Source organism: Mesorhizobium sp. Ca11, from assembly GCF_020165275.1.
Lineage (GTDB): Bacteria > Pseudomonadota > Alphaproteobacteria > Rhizobiales > Rhizobiaceae > Mesorhizobium.
Window position 1 is genome coordinate 1 of sequence record NZ_JAIUHU010000019.1, and the last position, 14,996, is coordinate 14,996.

The 14,996-nt window shown below is 63.4% G+C and carries 14 protein-coding genes; 1 reads left to right on the forward strand and 13 read right to left on the reverse strand.

The window, feature by feature from the left end; all coding sequences use genetic code 11:
- Window positions 1–1,119 precede the first annotated feature (1,119 nt).
- Both LB538_RS29295 and LB538_RS25680 read right to left on the reverse strand, forming a co-directional pair.
- Window positions 1,120–1,335: an RES domain-containing protein gene (locus LB538_RS29295; protein ID WP_318011899.1), complete on the reverse strand. Its 216-nt coding sequence runs from the start codon at window positions 1,333–1,335 to the stop codon at window positions 1,120–1,122.
- Window positions 1,336–2,117: 782 nt separating this feature from the next.
- Complete coding sequence (locus LB538_RS25680; protein WP_224532338.1) at window positions 2,118–4,787, reverse strand: EAL domain-containing protein; 2,670 nt, start codon at window positions 4,785–4,787, stop codon at window positions 2,118–2,120.
- A gap of 276 nt (window positions 4,788–5,063) precedes the next feature.
- Between LB538_RS25680 and LB538_RS29400 the strand changes: the two genes are divergently transcribed.
- Window positions 5,064–5,255 (forward strand): transposase, encoded by a 192-nt coding sequence (locus LB538_RS29400; protein WP_224532337.1) that lies wholly within the window; start codon window positions 5,064–5,066, stop codon window positions 5,253–5,255.
- 80 nt (window positions 5,256–5,335) lie between these two features.
- On the opposite strand, the gene LB538_RS25690 is transcribed toward LB538_RS29400, so the two are convergent.
- Genes LB538_RS25690 through trbB form a run of 11 tightly spaced genes read right to left on the reverse strand, consistent with a single transcriptional unit; the run spans window position 5,336 to window position 14,957 of the window.
- Window positions 5,336–5,557, reverse strand: a complete 222-nt coding sequence (locus LB538_RS25690) for a DUF2274 domain-containing protein (RefSeq protein ID WP_224532336.1) — start codon at window positions 5,555–5,557, stop codon at window positions 5,336–5,338.
- A gap of 1 nt (window position 5,558) precedes the next feature.
- The gene (locus tag LB538_RS25695) at window positions 5,559–6,695 is read right to left on the reverse strand and encodes a TrbI/VirB10 family protein (RefSeq protein ID WP_224532335.1); all 1,137 of its coding nucleotides are present in this window, start codon (window positions 6,693–6,695) and stop codon (window positions 5,559–5,561) included.
- On the reverse strand, window positions 6,692–7,750 hold the full coding sequence (trbG, locus tag LB538_RS25700; RefSeq protein ID WP_224532334.1) for a P-type conjugative transfer protein TrbG: 1,059 nt from the start codon (window positions 7,748–7,750) through the stop codon (window positions 6,692–6,694). Before trbG ends, LB538_RS25695 begins: the two co-directional genes overlap by 4 nt.
- Window positions 7,747–8,436 (reverse strand): conjugal transfer protein TrbF, encoded by a 690-nt coding sequence (gene trbF / locus LB538_RS25705; RefSeq protein ID WP_224532333.1) that lies wholly within the window; start codon window positions 8,434–8,436, stop codon window positions 7,747–7,749. The genes trbG and trbF overlap by 4 nt, the downstream gene beginning before the upstream one ends.
- Window positions 8,437–8,439: 3 nt before the next feature.
- Window positions 8,440–9,810: a P-type conjugative transfer protein TrbL gene (gene trbL / locus LB538_RS25710; protein WP_224532332.1), complete on the reverse strand. Its 1,371-nt coding sequence runs from the start codon at window positions 9,808–9,810 to the stop codon at window positions 8,440–8,442.
- A gap of 2 nt (window positions 9,811–9,812) precedes the next feature.
- Window positions 9,813–10,136: a putative entry exclusion protein TrbK-alt gene (gene trbK-alt, locus LB538_RS25715; RefSeq protein ID WP_224532331.1), complete on the reverse strand. Its 324-nt coding sequence runs from the start codon at window positions 10,134–10,136 to the stop codon at window positions 9,813–9,815.
- 11 nt (window positions 10,137–10,147) lie between these two features.
- Window positions 10,148–10,906, reverse strand: coding sequence for a P-type conjugative transfer protein TrbJ (gene trbJ, locus LB538_RS25720; RefSeq protein ID WP_224532330.1), 759 nt, complete (start codon window positions 10,904–10,906; stop codon window positions 10,148–10,150).
- Window positions 10,903–13,353: a conjugal transfer protein TrbE gene (gene trbE, locus LB538_RS25725; protein ID WP_224532329.1), complete on the reverse strand. Its 2,451-nt coding sequence runs from the start codon at window positions 13,351–13,353 to the stop codon at window positions 10,903–10,905. Before trbE ends, trbJ begins: the two co-directional genes overlap by 4 nt.
- Window positions 13,354–13,363: 10 nt before the next feature.
- Complete coding sequence (locus tag LB538_RS25730) at window positions 13,364–13,645, reverse strand: VirB3 family type IV secretion system protein (RefSeq protein WP_224532328.1); 282 nt, start codon at window positions 13,643–13,645, stop codon at window positions 13,364–13,366.
- On the reverse strand, window positions 13,645–13,977 hold the full coding sequence (locus LB538_RS25735) for a TrbC/VirB2 family protein (RefSeq protein ID WP_224532327.1): 333 nt from the start codon (window positions 13,975–13,977) through the stop codon (window positions 13,645–13,647). Before LB538_RS25735 ends, LB538_RS25730 begins: the two co-directional genes overlap by 1 nt.
- The gene (trbB, locus tag LB538_RS25740) at window positions 13,974–14,957 is read right to left on the reverse strand and encodes a P-type conjugative transfer ATPase TrbB (protein WP_224532326.1); all 984 of its coding nucleotides are present in this window, start codon (window positions 14,955–14,957) and stop codon (window positions 13,974–13,976) included. The genes LB538_RS25735 and trbB overlap by 4 nt, the downstream gene beginning before the upstream one ends.
- Window positions 14,958–14,996: the final 39 nt, after the last annotated feature.

Genomic DNA, 14,996 nt, shown 5'->3' on the forward strand with positions numbered 1-14,996 from the left:
CATCTTCGCTCACGGCGGAACTCCTCTCTTGTCCGATAGGGATTTTAAGGGAAGGCAAAGCATCAAGGAAGCAGGACAGTGACGTGTGTCCCCATAGCACTAGATCCGGAGCCCGAAGGAGCCTGGTTCGGCGATTGGAAGCTATGGAACCGATCGGAATCTAGAAACGCTCGGGATGTTTATTCAACGATCCCACTGGAAGCGACATGAGGAAGACCTTGCCACGAAACGGTCGCGCAGTGCATCTTCCCAACGGCCCCATCATCACCAACGCCAAGGCATCGATGAAGGAGGTGGCCGCAGATCGCTGGCGGGTTCGGCGGGTACCCTACGAGGCGCCGGCATTCAGGCAGGCGGCCGAACCATTCATCGCCGCACCAGCGCCCGGGTCGAGGAATTCCCTTTGGATTGCTTGGGAGCCTCCCGCGGCGAAGCCGGAGATTGACCAATCCCGCGCCGAACTCGATGCGTTTTGCTCGCCATTTCGAAACGCTGGCGAACGCCCTAGCTGCGGAAGCCGACAAAACGACTGCCGAGGGCATTCCTAAGGTATGAGAATGCAACCGGGCATCCCGATGGTGGCAGTCTCCTCGGCAAGAGAGCCGGCCTTGCCGAGAATGCCGATCTCCAAACTGTCTGTCGAACATCTCCTTTGCCTGATCCTTCAGACGAGACATCTTATGTCGGTGAAGTCGGTCTTGATGCCGCCCCTCGTTTCCACAAACTCGCTGAATGCCCAAAAGCATCTGTTCCGCGGGGTCCACGAGCGAGGCAGAAGTCGGCGCCAGCGCGGGCAGCCGCCGGCTAGATCAACCGAGCCGGGCTCGTCGTCGATCAGCTCGAGACTGGATGGGGCAGCGTCACCCATCGCCCCGCAACGAGTTTCAGGTCGCCGATTGCTGCGCCCTTGGCGAAGCTCGGCACAAGCAGGCATTGTAGCCTCGCGCGACCAGCTCACGGGCAAATCGCTGCGTATGCGCCTCGCCATGGCCTCTCATCTGATCGCGCTACGTCGGGTCCGCGAGAGCCGCGTATGGAGACCCACGCTATAAGAGCAGTGGCGTCGCCCGCTCGAAGACGGCCTCGAGCGACCAGTGTCGTCGGCTGCAGATCACCCACTTAGTTGGCCTCGCGCAAAGCCGGCACGACCGCGGTCGATGCATAGAGCGCCGGCATGCCTTTGGGATTGAAGCGCCCTCCATAAAGCTCGGCACCCCATTCCGACATAGGCTTGCGGGCATACACCGGATTGAGAGCGCGGTAGAGCCGGCCCGAATAGGTGATGGCGGGGCGATGCAGCCAACTACGCACACGATGCGGAAGCGCTCGAAGCATTGGCGGCCGAACTCCGCAGTCAGTCGCCCTGTGGATAGTAACCGCCTGTTCACCATATCGCGGCAACTTGATTGAAGGTGCCCCCAACGCGCCTAGTCTACCCTTGCGTCATTTGAGACGCCCCCGCCCAAACTGGCGGCCGACGCTTTCATGTGCGGACCCCAAATCCAGGTATGCGTCGGCCGCCGGTATCTTTTGACGGATCAGGCACCAATGACTTCTAAGCCGGCCACCGGCATGATCGTTGTGCCTCCTCGCATGTGCGCGGTCACCCCAAAGCTTGTTGACGATCTGGCTAAGGATCTCCACGCAGCGCTCCCTGCCTACCGGTTTCAAATCGTGCCCGATTACATAGGCCGGCAGAGCCATGAATTCTTCGTCTTGCCGGATGGCAAGGTGCCGGATGAAGCGATCGAAGCGCTTCAGGCCGTGCTGGCTCGATACGGTGACAACTCGCCACGGTGCGCTAGTCCGCCTTTGCCGCTTCCCTAAAGGGCATGCAAAAGAAGCTCCGATCATGAGGGCAAAGTGGGCCGGTGCCCATGGCGACCTGTTAACGCCGTTCAACCGGCCGCAAATGCTCGAGCGCTTCCGCGCCCTGCAAATCGCGGCATGATCCGCTGGCCAGATATCGCCAGATTGAAAAACCGAATGAAGCCAGGTGCAGCAACCTTTCTCGCTAGAAGATAGCTTGCGTGTGGAAGTCCACGGCTGGGAGCGAAGACGTTTTTGTTACTGGCGGTGATCTCTCATTTCTGGTGAAGTGTGTGGTCGTCTCGATCTCAGTTGAGCAATTTGACGATATCCTCGGCGGCGACCGGCTTGCTGAAATGATAGCCTTGTATTTCATCGCAATTGTTCTTGCGCAGGAACGCTAGCTGCTCGTCCGTTTCGACGCCCTCGGCAATGACTCTGAGGTTCAGTTTCTGGCCGAGCGAGATCATGGCGCTGGCCACGGCCTGGTCATTCGCATCGGTGGCGAGGTCGTTGATGAATGACTTGTCGATCTTCAGGCGCGCCACCGGGAAAGTCTTGAGCGCGCTCAGGCTCGAATATCCCGTTCCGAAATCGTCGATCGAGATCTGGACACCCAGATTTTGTAGCGCGTTCATCGTGGCGACCGCCGTCTCGATATTCTGCATGATCAGACTCTCGGTCAGTTCGAGCTCAAGGTATTTCGGCTCCAGGCTGCTATTTTCCAGCGCCGCAACGACACCATTGATCAGGTTGCTCTCCTTGAATTGTCGCGCCGACACATTGACGCACATCACCATCGGCGGCAGCCCCGCGTCCTGCCAGGCCTTGTTCTGTCGGCAGGCCTCGTGCAGCACCCAGTCGCCGATTGGCACGATCAAGCCCGTCTCCTCGGCCATCGGAATGAACTTCATCGGCGAGATCAGCCCCAGCGCCGGATGCTTCCAGCGGATCAGCGCCTCGACCGCGAATACACGACCTGAGCGAAGATCGACTTGCGGCTGGTACAGGAGCGTGAATTCGGCACGCAACAACGCGTTGCGCAACTCCTCCTGCAGCAGGAATTTTTCGTGGCTGCTGGCGTTGAATTCGGGCGCGTAGAACTGAAAATTGTCGCGGCCGAGTTCCTTGGCCCGGTACATGGCCACATCGGCATTGGCCAGCAGCGCATCGGCATTCGCCCCGTCCTTGGGGTAGCTCGCCACGCCCATGCTGGCTGTCGTCCTGAGATGATGCTCGCCCAGTTGAACCGGCTCCGCGATCGCCGCACGGATCTTCTGCACCGTCGCGGCAACAAGCTCACCATCCGGGTCCTGGTCGAAAAGCACGACGACGAACTCATCGCCGCCGAGCCGCACGACGGTGTCGGTCGCCCCCACGCATTCGACCATCCGGTCGGCAACAGTTTTCAGCAGCGTGTCTCCGGCATTGTGGCCCAGCGTGTCATTAACGAGCTTGAAATTGTCGAGATCGATGAACACCACGCTCACCCAACGGTGATAGCGCTGCGCATACAGGATCGCTTGCGAAAGCCGGTCCCCCAGCAAGGCGCGATTGGGAAGCCCGGTCAGCGTGTCATGGTTGGCCATGAAGTGGATGCGGTCTTCGGCAAGCTTGCGCTCGATGGCGATGCCGGCGATACGGGTGGTGAAGTCGATGAGGCTGGTCTCGCTCTCGTCCGGCCCGCGCACTGTCATCGAATACATGGCAAAGACCCCCAGCACCGCGCCGGTATGCGACAGGATCGGCGTCGACCAGCACGAGCGGTAGCCGTACGGGGCTGCGATGTCGCGATAATCGTCCCAGAGTGGATCGCTCATCACATCGGTCACGATGACGGGTTCGCGGCGATAAGCGGCGGTGCCGCAAGACCCCACGTTGGGGCCAATTCGGACGCCGTCAATGGCGCTTGCATAGTCCTTTGCCAGGCTCGGCGCCGCGCCATGGCGCAAGTGGCTGCTATCCTTGTCGAGCAGAAGCACGGAGCCGAATATGCCATTCAACTGCGACTCGACGAGGCGCATGAGTCGGTCGAGCACATCCTCGAGCGGGGCGCTTGCGGCGATCATTTCCAAAATTTTCGCCTGTCCGTTTCGCAAATCGTCCGCCCGCTTGCGCTGTGTGATGTCGCGGGCGATGCCGACCAGGCCGAAGATCTCATTCTGGTCGTTGCGCAACGGCACTTTGGTCGAGGACAGCCACTTGCCGGCGCCGGCGGCATCGACAACGAATTCTTCCTCGTCGACCATCGGCTGGCCACGGCGCAAGAGGTCCAGCTCGCAGGCGCGAAACTGCCGCGCGAGCTCTGGGGCATGCAGGTCGAAATCGGTCAGGCCGATCATTTCGGCCGTTTGCCGGCCACTGTCCGCGGCAAGCGCCCGGTTAACCACGACGAAACGGCTTTCGGTATCCTTGACCCACAGATAGTCGGGAACCCAGTCGATAAGCGCCTGCAATGAAACGCGCTCATTGGCGACCATGCGGCTGGCGGCGAGTTCGGTGAGATCTTCATGTGTCGCCACCCATCCGCCGTCGGGCATCGGCTGATGGCAGACCCGGATCGTGCGGCCGTCCTTGAGGCCGGCAGTCCAGGTTTTCGAACGGCTGCCCGCATTGATCGAGCGCGCGAAAGCGAGATAGTCCTCGCCGGTCATTGGCGATGTTCCTGCAGCGAGCCTCAGCTCGACGATTTCGCTGAGCATTGCGCCGGCATGCAGTTTCTCGGGCGCGACACGATAGATTTCCGCGTAGCGGCGGTTGCACATGATCAGCCGCTCGTCGGCGTCGAAGAAACAAATGCCTTGCGAGATGTTGTCGAGCGCCGCCTCGAAACACCGTGTCTGTGCTTGGAGCGTCGCGTTCGTGGCCCGAAGCTCGCTCTCCAGGTTCTCGTATGAGACGACTGCCAGTTTCGACAGCACAACCAGGCCCGATTGGTCCGCCGGCTTGGCAATGCGACTGGATGATTTTGGGGCCAAACAGAGTTCCTCCGTTTCGGCCTGCGCTGCAAATACAATTGGCCGCGTGCGAGCAAAAATCCCGCACAAGTTAGTTGTGATCTACTAATTGTCTGTGAACGTCCGCAGCGAAGCCGATCGCCAGCCGGAGCCTGACGTGACGACTAACCGCATCCATGTAATTACCGACTTTGAACAAGTCTTTTACTGGTGGATAGGAAGCGAAAAGAACCTGAAACCGAAAAGTCTGAGCAAAGTCGAATCGCCGCAGTCCTCCGCCAATAGGATGATTGTCTGTTGGAGTGCACCCCAAATTGGAAGGATAAGGGAAGCCCTGAGAGAGGGACTGATGCAAGACGGAGATTTAGCCGGGAGGTGAAGCTAGCAGCCGCTGAGCGAATGCTGGCGGGAGAGAATGTGGCGGCCCTGACCAGAGAGCTGGGGTGGCGGGCACACAAGTTGCTGTATCACTGGCGGGCCAGTATCTGAGCGGCGGTGCAGCCGAGTTGCGATCATCTGGGCAACCCCAGAACAGCCGCGGTTGGGCGGCACCGCCGCCTGCTGATCTTCTAAGCCTGCTCCTTCTTCGCTTTCGCAAAGCCGCGGTCCGTTGCGATGAACCGTTCAAGCATCGGCGCAATCAAGCGCGATGGATCGGCAGATGGCCGCCCGGTCTCGCGCCCGAGGATCTCTGCGTATTTCACCAAATCGCGATGCAGGGGCGCCGGCAGTTCCAGCGTAATCTTCACTGGCTTGTCGTCAGCAATCGCTGCGAGTTTCAACTTGGCCATGTCAACCTCCGTATGGTTCAAGGGCAAGGTCGCGGGTGACAAGGACACGAACGGGAAACCCCGGCCGGATCGTGAGCGTCGGTGCCATAGCGAGTTGCCGCTGAACGACCTGCTGGCCTACCTGGCTGGCGCTATCGGAAGCGCCGCTTCGCACAGCACGCACGATATCGCTGTCTTGGTCAGAAGAACCGGCCTGCGCGCCAACGCTCAGAATGGTCGACAACGCCGCAGCCTTGAACAATTCGCCCCAGTGATAGTCGACGGCATCCTCCAGGCCGGCATAGCCCTGAGCGTCGGCGCCAGGCTGCCGCTCCAGCACGATGGAGCGTCCGTCGGGAAAGATCAGCCTGTTCCAGACAAGCAGCACGCGGCGCTGCCCGGAACCAATTCCGCTATCGTACTGTCCAATGATACGAGTACCTTGCGGGATGAGCAGCGAGCGGCCGGTGGGACTATCATAGACATTTTCGGTCACCTGAGCGCTGATCTGCCCGGGAAGGTCCGAGCGGATGCCGGTAATGAGCGCGGCCGGGATCACGGCACCGGCTTGAAGCACATAGGGTGACGCGGGCGGCGTTGTGTGATCCGGGGCCACGGTCCGCCGGTCAGCGGCGGCGGACAGGAAGGAAAGCTGGCGATCCTGCGCATTTGGCTGACCGTACTGACCGGCAAAGTCGTTAACAGCAGGAGCGGACGCTTCGGCGGGCCTGGGATCTCCTTGCGTTGCCTGGAAGAAGACGCGCGAGGTTCTGGCCGCTTCCTCATCGGCTCGCCGGCGCTGCTCGGCTTCGTCAATCGCGGGGCTTGCGATTGAGGGCGGCACGACCGCCTGCCCCTTGTTCTGAGCATCGAGGATCGGCCTGCCGAGATCGCCAGGCAGCGGCGGCCCAAGGATCGGGCCGGCATAGTCGCGCGGCAGTCTTGCCAGTCCGTCGGCGGGCGGCCGATTGGAGGTTGGGTAGAGCTCCTCGCCCTGCTTGAGCGTGTTGGCATCCTGCAGAGCGTAAATCAGCGCACCGCCGACACCGAGCGAGGCGACGAAGCCGATGCCTGCGAGCATCTTGCGCGACAGACGCGTCACACGCGGCGGGTCGGCGCGAAGCCGCATGGGTTCGACGGCCATGTTCTTCTCGTTCATGGCTGCAGCGCTCCCCTCAGCGTTGCGTTCGGCAACTTCGACGCGGCGCTGTCGCTTGGGCCCCGCCGCAGCCCATCGGTTCTTCTATCGACACGCACGATCCTGACCGCCTGCTGCCGCTTGCCGGCGCCAAGACGCAGTTCGGCCGCACCAAAAAGGCGGTCGACGATGAGGATGTTTTGATAGACGCGGCTGTTGGTGATTTCAGCCTCGCCGTCCGCGCCGATGACGAAAATCGGCGGCATCTCGCCTTGCACGATGCCGCGGGGAAACTCGACATAGACCCGGCGGCCATCGTCGTAGGCGCTCACCGGCTTCCAGGGAGGGCTGTCGCCGGTGATGCCATAGCGATAATTTCGCGCCGTAAGCTGCGGTATGATCGGCGTTGTGGCGATCGTCTGCAGGAGGCCTGCTTTCGGAGCCGGATAGGACCACGCAACGGCGGGCATGTAGGGCTTGGCGCCTGAGCGTAGCTCAAGCATGTAGCTGCGCCGGTCCGTCGTGATGATAAGGTTCGTTGTGATGTCCGCCCGCGAGGGTTTCACCAGGACGTGGACGCGTCGGGCAATGCCGGACCCGCTTTCGGTGTCGCCTATGATCCAGCGCGCGGTGTCACCGGCCGCGATCGGACCGTCTCCGGTCAGGCTCTCGCCAGGCTCTAGCGCGATGTCCGTTATCTGGCCAGGTGAGGCGTAGACCTGATAGAGCGCTCCCTCGCTCCACGGGTAGATCTGAATCGCGTTGTAGTAGCCCTCACGGCGGGGTTCGACGCGCGCCGCGGCATTTGCGTTCTCGACACGGGCGGCCGGTGTTTGCCCGATGGCGCCGCCCCGCGCGGGCGCCCAGCCTGGTGGCACGCGAAGAGGTCGCGGCCTTTGGTCGGTCGCGGCGGCCGGAGCCGGCGGCAAGGGCGGAACGTAGGTATCGTAGCTGATCGTCGGCGGCTTCTTCGCAGGCGTGGCGCAACCCGCAAGCAGCGTCGTCCCCGAGACCAGCGCCGACAGCAGATATCTTGAGAAAGTCGTGCCGGCAACAGGACGCGATGTCGGGCTCATTGGCTCATCTCCCGCGACCAGTTGATGGCGTTGACGTAAATGCCGAGCGGATTGGCGCGAAGCCGTTCGGCGTCGCTTGGCATCTGCGTCACGATCGTCAGGATCGCGGTCCAGCGCTCGGTGCCTGAAAGCTGACCGTTTTCGTAGTGGTGCTCCATCCAGGCGACACGAAAGGAGCCCGGCGAGGCTCTGATGACCGAAGAAATGTCCACCGCGACCTGCTGCTTGCCGACCTTGGAGAAAGGATCCGCAGCGCGAGCATAGTCGTTGAGCGCCGCAGCACCCTGGTCGGTGGTCCAATTATAGGCGCGCAGCCAATCCTGGCGCAGTACGATCGGATCGGCGGGGATGGAGCGTACCTGCTCGATAAAGCGGGCGAGATGCCACGCGATCTGCGGATCGCTCGGCTTATAGTCGGCGGTTGCTGGCGCGATCGCTTGAGCCTGGCCCAGCTTGTCGACCTGCACGACCCAGGGCACGACAGTGCCGCGGCCCGACTGCCAGACCAGCGAAGTGGCGAGCCCCGCCGACAGGATGAGCGACCCGAACGCCATGGCGCGCCAGTTGCGTGCCTGAACGCGTGCGGAGCCAATGCGTTCATCCCAGATCTGCTGCGCCTTCTGATAGGGTGTTTCCGGTCGAGGGCTCTTGCCATAGTGGACGGCGGGGCGCCTAAAGATGTTCATGGGTCATTCGCCTTCAGAAAGAGAAATCGAGGCTCCGCCGCCATGGCTGTCACCGGCGCGCACCGCGTGGGCGGCGGTCTGGGCGCCGTGGGCGAGGCGTTGGGAACGATGCAAGCGTCTGGCCCATTCGGGCTCGCCTTGAGCGCTGGGTGGCTTGCCCGCGCTGGATGGTTCCGCCGCCGTTGGCGCAGCGGCGCCGCCAATCGTTCCCTTGGTCGACGAACCGCCGGTGATTTCAGCGGCCGAACCGGCGCCAGAGGCAAAGTTTGACTTGAGCGATTGACCGGTGTTTGCGGCGGCGCGCTTGAGCGGAGAGGCTGCCGCCGCAGCGCCAGCGCGCGCAATGCCACCCAGGCCGGAGGCGACGCCTGCCACGCCCGACTGGCCAGCGACGCCAAGCATATAGGCGGCCGAACCGCCGCCAGCGAGTGACGTCGCGCCACGCGCGGCCGACGCCGCCCCCGCCAACGCGGCTGTCGCGCCTCGTGCCGCGAGGCTGGCTGCTCCGTAGCCTGCGACTGCGATGCCGCCCGCGGCAAGGCCGGTCCCGACGGCCGCGCCGGCGCCGAGCTGCGGTCCGCCCGCGACGAGGCCGTTGGCAATGCCGGGACCGAAGATTCCGAGGCCAAGCAGCGACAGCGCCGCCAGCACGATCGCCATGGCCTGGTCGATGGTGGGGTTCTCGCCGCCGAAGCCTTGGGTGAATTCGCCGAAGAGCGTGGATCCGATGCCGATGACCACGGCAAGCACCAGAACCTTGATGCCGGACGAGATGACGTTGCCGAGCACGCGTTCGGCCATGAAGGCCGTCTTACCGAAAAGGCCGAAGGGTATCAGCACGAAACCGGCCAGCGTCGCCAGCTTGAACTCGATCAGCGTCACAAAGAGCTGCACCGCCAGGATGAAGAAGGCGAGCAGGACGAGCGCCCAGGCAAAGAGCAGGCAAGCGATCTGGATGAAGTTTTCAAAGAAGGAGATGTAGCCCATCAAACCGGAGATCGCCTCAAGCAATGGTCGTCCGGCGTCGAGGCCGGTTTGCGCCACCTTGCCCGGGTGCAGCAGGTCCTGTGCCGAAAAGCCGGTTCCACTCGCCTTGAGACCAAGACCGGAGAAACTCTCGAAAACGATTTGGGCGAGGCCATTCCAGTTCGAAATCAGATAGGCGAAGACACCGACGAAGAGCGTCTTCTTGACGAGCCGCGCGAGGACGTCGTCATCGGCGCCCCAGCTCCAGAAGAGCGCGGCAAGCGTCACGTCAATGACGATCAGCGTGGTGGCGACGAAAGCGACCTCGCCGCCGAGCAGGCCGAAGCCGCTGTCGATATAGCGGGTGAAGGTGGCAAGGAATTGGTCGATAACGCCGGTATTGCCCATGTCTATCGGACCTCGTGCAGGCCAGCATCCGGCGATCGCGAAGCGGCCGGCTCGCTCGTCGAACGCCGCGAGGGCTTTTCGAGACCGAGAAAGCGATCACGCTGTTCGGCCCACAGCCGCGCACATCCTTCGTCACGCAGGGCAGCCTCGCCGAGGACCTGGCAGCGGCGCAGGCCATCGCGAAGCGGATTAGGCCCAGAAGCCACCGGTGTGTGCAGCCCCTCCCCCGCCGGCTTGTCTTCCTTCCGGCTCATCTCGAGCGCCGTCGCCGCCATGGCGACGGCGACGAAGACCGCCACGACGCGAGCGAAGGTTTTGCCGTCCATGGCGATCGACCTCAGCGGTTGAACATCTGGACCGAGCCGGCCTGGTAGCCGGATCCAGCCGCCAGGAAGCGTCGGCGTTGCTCGCGACCCTGATCGACCGCCGCGGCACGTTCGGCTTCGGTCAGCGCCTGGGCGCGACCATTGGCGGCGACCAGGGCTGTCAGGTCCGCAAGCTGCTGACCCTGAAGCGCAAGCAACTGGTTGCCGGCTTGCGTCGCCTGCAGCGCACCGGTCGCCGACTGGCTGGCGCCGACCAACGCCGACATCTGCGCGCGGCCGGTGTCGATGTTTGAGACGACACCCGCCTGGACGCGCATTGCGTCCTGGAGGCCGCCCACCGTGTTTTGCCAGCGCGAGCGCGCATCCGCGACGAGTTGCTGGTCGGAAGCAGAGAGCGAGACGCTGCTGTATTGCTGCTGAAATGCCTTGTCGACCTGCTGGACGTCGAAGGCGATGTTCTGTGCTTCGCCGAGAAGCTGTTGCGTGCGCTGCACCGACTGTTGCAGTTGCTGCAGCGAGGACAAAGGCAGGCTCGCCAGGTTGCGCGCCTGGTTCATCAGCATCTGGGCCTGGTTCTGAAGCGAGGTGATCTGGTTCGTGATCTGCTGCAGCGAGCGCGCAGCCGTCAGGACATTCTGGGAATAGTTCGATGGATCAAACACGATCAAGGCATGCGCTGGCGCAGTCATCATCGGCGAGATCGCGATCGGCGCGGCGAGCGTCGCCGCGATCAGAAGAAGGACGCGCCGGCGGCTTTGACGAACAGTCATGGTTTGGAATCCTTTTCAGGTTCGGGAACGGAGAGGTTGGGAATGAGGTCGGCGGCCCACCCGACGTCGCGGGCACGCAGCCAGGCCGACAGGAAGCCGTCGCGGCCATGCTGGGCGATGATGCTGCCGATCAGGGCCTGATCGCTCTTGGAGGACGCGGCGCAAAGCGCAAGCCCGACCTCGGACAGGCCGAGCTCGAAGAGACGGTTGCCGCGACGGGACTGGCAGTAATAATCGCGCTTGGGTGTGGCTCGCGCCAGGATCTCGATCTGGCGGTCGTTCAGGCCAAAGCGGCGGTAGATGGCGGTAATTTGCGGCTCGATCGCGCGTTCATTGGGCAACAAAAGCCGGGTTGGACAGCTTTCGATGATCGCCGGCGCGATAGCCGAATTGTCGATGTCGGATAGCGACTGGGTGGCGAAGACGACGCTGGCATTCTTCTTGCGGAGCGTCTTCAGCCATTCGCGCAACTGCCCGGCGAACGCGTCATCGTCGAGCGCAAGCCAGCCTTCGTCGATGATGAGCAGTGTCGGACGACCGTCGAGCCGGTCGCCGATGCGATGAAACAGATAGGACAGGACGGCCGGCGCGGCCGGCGTGCCCACCAGGCCTTCGATTTCGAACGCCTGCACGGATGCCTGGCCGAGCTGTTCGGCCTCTGCGTCGACGAGCCGGCCGTTCGGGCCACCAACACAGTAAGGGCGAAGCGCCTGTTTCAGGTCATTGGCCTGCAGAAGCACGCTGAGCCCCGTGATGGTGCGCTCCTCGACCGGGGCCGAGGCGAGCGAGGTCAGCGCCGCCCAGATATGCTCCTTTGCGTCCGGCGTGATCTGGATGCCTTCTCGCGTCAGGATCGCGACGATCCAGTCGGCCGCCCAGGCGCGCTCGTACGTGTCATGAACGCGGGCGAGCGGCTGCAGCGCAACGGCAGCGTCCAGGCCTTCGGTGAGATGACCCCCGAGATCGTGCCAGTCGCCGCCCATGGCGAGCGTCGCCGCGCGGATCGAGCCGCCGAAGTCGAAGGCGAAGATCTGAGCCTTGCGGTAGCGGCAGAATTGCAGCGCCATCAACGCCAGCAGCACCGACTTGCCGGCACCGGTCGGGCCGACGACCAGCGTGTGACCGACGTCGCCGACATGAAGAACCAACCGGAACGGGGTCGAGCCTTCGGTCTTGCCGTAAAGCAAGGGAGGACTGACCAGATGCTCGTCCCGTTCCGGCCCCGCCCACACGGCAGAAAGGGGGATCATGTGGGCGAGATTGAGCGTCGAGATAGGCGGCTGGCGGACATTGGCATAGGCGTGCCCGGGCAATGAGCCGAGCCAGGCGTCGACGGCGTTGACGGTCTCGACAATGGCCGTGAAGTCGCGGCCCTGGATGATTTTCTCGACAAGCCGCAGTTTCTCGTCGGCCACGCGCGGGTCGCAATCCCATATGGCGACGGTGGCGGTGACATAGGCCATGCCAGCCATGTCGGCGCCGAGCTCCTGCAACGCTGTGTCGGCGTCGGCCGCCTTGTTGGCGGCGTCAGTGTCGAGGAGTGCTGATGCCTCGTTGGTCATCACCTCCTTCAGGATCGAGGCGATGCTCTTGCGCTTGGCGAACCATTGCCGCCGTATCCTGGTCAGAAGGCGGACAGCGTCGACCTTGTCGAGCAGGATCGCGCGGGTCGACCAACGGTACGGGAAGGCCAGCCTGTTGAGGTCATCAAGCAGGCCGGGTGTCGTGGCGGTCGGGAAGCCGACGATGGTGAGCACGCGAAGATGCTTGTCGCCAAGCCGCGGTTCGAGCCCGCCGGCGAGCGGCTCGTCGGCCAGCAGCGCATCGAGATAGATCGGGGTCTCGGGGACGCGCACCCGATGGCGCTTGGTCGAGATGGTCGAATGCAGGTAGGTCAGCGTTTGGCCGTCATCGAGCCAGTGGCATTCAGGCATGAAGCCGTCGAGCAGGGACAACACACGCTCAGTGCGATCGACAAAAGCGCGGACGATCTCGCCCGGATCCGCGCCCGACTGGTCGCGACCCTCATAAAGCCAGCCCTCGGCGCGCGTGGCGTCTTCGGGCGGCGGCAGGAATAGGAATGTGAGAAAGTAGCTCGATACGAAATGAACCCCCTCCTCGTCGAAGTCGGCTTTGCGCTCGGCATCGAGCAGGCCGGAGGCCGCATTGGGAAACTGGCTTTCGGGGTAAGAAGCTGCTTCGTGCCGCTGCGCTTCGACGAAGATGCTCCAGCCAGAGCCGAGGCGGCGAAAGGCATTGTTGATGCGCGATGTCACCGCGACAAGTTCCGCCGCTACGGCGGAGTCGAGATCGGGTCCGCGAAATCTCGCGGTGCGCTGAAGGCTGCCGTCCTTGTTGAGCACGACCCCGGGGGCGACGAGTGCCGCCCAAGGCAGAAAGTCGGCAAGGCGAGCAGCAGTCCGGCGGTATTCGGCAAGGCTCATCATGGCAGTGCCCTCAAACCGACAGATGCCCGGGCAGCCGCAGGTGCCGGCGGCCGACTTCGAAAAAAAGCGGATCGCGCCTGGCAGCCCATACCGCCGTAAAATGTCCGATTGCCCATATGAGAAGACCGACCAGCCAGAGCCGCAGCCCAAGCCCGACAACGCCCGCCAGCGTGCCATTCAGGATCGCGATTGCGCGCGGCGCGCCCCCGAGCAGGATCTGCTCGGTGAGCGCCCGGTGCACGGGCACCATCCACCCCGGCACTGTGTCAAGCTGTTCAAAAGCGGTTGTCATCAGATCAACGCTCCGCCGCCGAACGAGAAGAACGAAAGGAAAAAGCTTGACGCCGCGAAGGCGATCGAAAGGCCGAAAACGATCTGGACCAGCCGCCTGAAGCCACCCGAACTGTCGCCGAAGGCCAGCGTCAGACCGGTGACGATGATGATGATGACGGCGATGATCTTGGATACCGGTCCTTCGACCGACTGCAGGATCTTCTCGAGCGGCTGTTCCCACGGCATCGAGGAGCCCGACGCAAGGGCGACCGGCGCGACCATGAGGTTGAAGGCAATGGCGGCGCTGGGTGCGACCAGGCTGGCCTGGCAGCGCGAAAGCAGGCGGATCATGGAATGTCTCCTGTGTTGATCGGTGTGGCTTCAGCGATGCGATAGTCGCCATCGCGGCCCAGACCCTCGACCCTGACCAGTTCGATAAGCCGTCGCGCGGCGCCGCGTCCGGCGAGCACGGCGACAAAGCCGATGGTGTCGGCGATCAGCGCACGCGGGACAGTGACGACGGCCTCCTGGATCAGTTGTTCAAGTCGGCGCAGAGCGCCAATACCGGAGCCCGCATGGAGGGTGCCGATGCCACCGGGATGCCCGGTGCCCCATGCCTTCAAGAGGTCCAGCGCTTCGGCGCCGCGCACCTCGCCGATGGGAATGCGATCGGGCCGCAGGCGCAGCGAGGAACGAACGAGGTCGGAAAGCGTGGCGACGCCATCCTTGGTGCGCATCGCGACGAGGTTGGGGGCGGCGCATTGCAGTTCGCGGGTGTCCTCGATGATGACGACCCGGTCCGTCCCTTTCGCCACTTCGGCGAGCAGCGCGTTGGTCAGGGTCGTCTTGCCGGTCGACGTGCCGCCGGCAACGAGGATGTTTGCCCGGCCAGCAACCGCGGCGCGCAACACAGCGGCGTGGGCACAAGTCATGATGCCCGCCGCGACATAGTCATCGAGCGTGAACACGGCGACCGCAGGCTTGCGGATCGCGAAGGCCGGCGCGGCGACCACGGGCGGCAGCAGGCCTTCGAAACGCTCGCCGGTTTGCGGCAACTCGGCCGAGACGCGCGGGGAACGGGAATGGACCTCGGCGCCGACATGGTGGGCGACCAGGCGCACGATCCGCTCGCCAGCGGCAGGCGCGAGCATCTCCCCCGTATCGGCAAGGCCCTCCGTGAGCCGATCCACCCAGATGCGGCCATCCGGGTTCAGCATGATCTCGACGATCGCGGGGTCGTCCAGGAAACGGGCGATGGCGGGCCCGAGCGCGGTGCGCAGCATACGCGAGCTGCGCGAACGTGCTTCGGTGTCGTTGTGCAAGATAGCCATGCTGTCCCCGTTTGGGTGCGGGAACTCATCGAGCAGTTC